The sequence below is a fragment of the Rhodomicrobium sp. genome, assembly GCF_047605405.1.
Lineage (GTDB): Bacteria > Pseudomonadota > Alphaproteobacteria > Rhizobiales > Rhodomicrobiaceae > Rhodomicrobium > Rhodomicrobium lacus.
This window is the reverse complement of sequence record NZ_JASGFR010000077.1, coordinates 1-2,756: the sequence shown is the minus strand read 5'-3', so window position 1 is coordinate 2,756 and position 2,756 is coordinate 1. Positions and strand designations below refer to the sequence as shown.

The 2,756-nt window shown below is 65.6% G+C and carries 1 protein-coding gene and 1 pseudogene; both read right to left on the bottom strand.

Translation table 11 applies throughout. The features are described from left to right. A partial coding sequence (locus QM659_RS16835) for a tetratricopeptide repeat protein (protein ID WP_415189310.1) occupies nucleotides 1-2,252 on the bottom strand: 2,252 nt, incomplete at its 3' end. A gap of 287 nt (nucleotides 2,253-2,539) precedes the next feature. After that, nucleotides 2,540-2,682, bottom strand: a pseudogene (locus tag QM659_RS16830) (IS481 family transposase); the annotation flags it as partial. Between the last annotated feature and the right edge of the window lie 74 nt (nucleotides 2,683-2,756).

Below are 2,756 nucleotides of genomic sequence, written 5' to 3'. Positions count from 1 at the left end.
TCGGGAGCAAGCTGCGCAAGCGAGCGCGCATGATCCGCCGCTTCCTCGGTGCGGCCGCTCTCCCGCGCGAAACTCACGAGCGCTTCGAGAAGCAGACGATCCCCCGGATGGCGTCGGCTCGCCTCCCGCAGCACCGCCATGGCGCGAGCGCGGTCGCCGTCTTCCCAGAGGGCAAGTCCGTAAGCGTAGGCGAACCGTGGCTCTTCGGGACTGAGGGCCGCCGCGCGCTCAAGCTCGAAGCGCGCTTCGGCGCGCCTGCCTTGCCGGATGAGCGTAAGCGCCAGCGCATAGCGCACGTCGCCCGCCTCTGGAGCGGACGCGGCGCTCTTTCGGAGCACCCGCTCCGCTTCGCTGTTTCGCCCTTCCGCGCGATAGAGATCGGCCAGCGTAATCGCTCCGGCCGTGAAAGACGGATCTTCCTCGATCGCGGATCGCAATGTCGCTTCCGCTTTCTTCGCATCGCCGAGTTCGGCCCACAGAACACCGAGGTTGAGAGCGCTTTCTGGTCGCTCGGATGCGAGTTGCTCCGCTTCGACCCACTCCTTGAGAGCGCTTCTGAACGGCTCGCTGCGTTCGGCGGGGCTGGCGGTAGCCAGAAGCCGCGCCGCTTCGATCCGCACAGCACGTGCCGGATCGCCGACGACGGGAAAGAGAAGCTCTGAAAGCGTCGCGGGGGGATAGGGCGCCACCCCCCGCACCGCGCCGAGACGCACGAGTGGCTCGCTGTCGGCAAGCCCCTTGCGGAGCGCGGCAAGCGCCGCAGCACCGGGAAAGCGGGCGAGGAGTGAGAGCGCGGTCGCGCGCGCTATCGGCGGGTTGCCCGGATCTGACACCGTCTCGACAAGAAGCCGTTGCGCGCCGGGAAGCCGCTTGCGGCCAGCATCGAGCGCCTCTGCGAATTTCGAGCCTGTCCGATGGCCGCCACCGCCCCAGCGGTTCAACGCCTCTTCGGACCACTTTGCACCGCGCTCGGAATGGCACGTGAGGCAGGGATCGGGCGATCCCAGCGCCGCTGCTCGGGCCGGTGCAGGAAGCCTGAAGCTGTGATCGTGGCGGACATGAACGCCCATGTAGGTCCGCCCCGGCATGTGGCACGTGACACACCGCGCCGCTTCGGTCCCCTGCGCGTGACGGTGGTGCGATGAAGCGTCGAAGCGGCTGGCGTCATGGCATTGCGCGCACACGCCGTTGCCATCCGCCTTGAGGCCGCCGCCATGCGCGCTGTGGCAGTCGGTGCAGACGACGCCCGCGTGCGCCATGCGGCTTTGCAGGAATGAGCCGACCTCGAACACTTCATCTCGAAATTGTCCGTCGGCGAAATAGAGCGTGTCGTCGAGCAGCGCCGGGGAGTGGCTGTCGAGGAGAGGCTGGCCGGACGCCCACCCATCGGTCAGGGCTCGGCGTCTGGCATGGCAGGGCGCGCATCGGTCGACCTCCCGATGCCTTGCCGGGCCGACGAAGCGGCGGATGCCTCGTTCGTCGAAATCGCCCCAATAGGCGCCGCGCGCGCCCGAGCCTTCCGGCGCCAACCCCTTGTGCGGGATGGCCGCCGGACGCCCGCTCTCCGCCCACGCGACGTGGCTCGCGCCGGGGCCGTGGCAAGCTTCGCACGCGACATTGATGTCCGACCAGGTGGTGCTGTAGGCGCGCGTTGCGATGTCGTAGTTCTTGCGCAGGCCCGTGGAATGGCAATCGGCGCACATGCTGTTCCAGGTCTGGTTGCGGCTCGTCCAGTGAAGCGCGTCGCCCGGCTTGATGCCGGCTTCCGGATAAAGGCTGAACCAGCGTTGCCCGCCCTCCGAAGCTGGCCGACTGTCCCACGCGAAGGGGAGAGCCTGATAGCGTCCGTTTCCGAAGGGAACCAGATATTGCTGAAGTGGAAAGACGCCGATGGTGAAAGCTATCGGAAACTCGGCCTGCTTTCCGCTGGCGTCTTCGAGGCGCGCCAACGCCGAAGCCTGACGCATGAACGCGACGAAGTCGCCGCCAACTGCTGCCGCGCCACCGAAACCCGCGAGCGTCGAGGGCGACGCCACCTGCAGCGATTTCGCATGAGACGAGCCGGCCCAGTCCCGGCCCTGCGGCTCGTGGCAGGCGACGCATCGCTCCTGCCCGACATATCCCGGCGGGTGCATGCGTGCGATGCCTTCGCCGGCGCCGGTCGTCCCGGCCGACTCCAGAGCTACGCCACCTGCCAAAAAGACGGCGAAGATGACGACGATGAAACGGAGTGCCGGATGAAGGCGCTGCATGGCTGCTTTCTTCGTTGGCAGATCGGGCAAAGCCGATCCACCTCATGCGGACGGTCACCTATTGCCACGCTTGCGTCCGGCGGCTTTTTTTGTCAATTACATTGATATATGTCGTCATCTATCCGTCAACGTTCTTCGCTCCGGAAACCGCCTGAACGGTTCATTGCCAAAGCACAAGGCGGAGGAGAGCACCGCGTTGCGGTTCGCGCGAATCCTCGCGGGTGTCATCGTTCATCTGCCCGAAGCGGGCGCACCGATGCGCGTGGAGATCGTTGGAACGCTGTCTGGGTGTTTAGTCCCGGCAAATGCTGGATCGGCTCCGCCATCCCGCATTTGCAGACGAACTCGTAGGGTGTGAGGGCCTTGAACTTCGCCCGAAATTGTAAGCATCGACGAAGTCGGCCAAGTGAGGTCGCAACTGTTCGCGGTCGCCGCAGAACCTATGTCTTTGATTTTATTGGTGAGCCCAGATGGATTCGAACCATCGACCCTCTGATTAAAAGT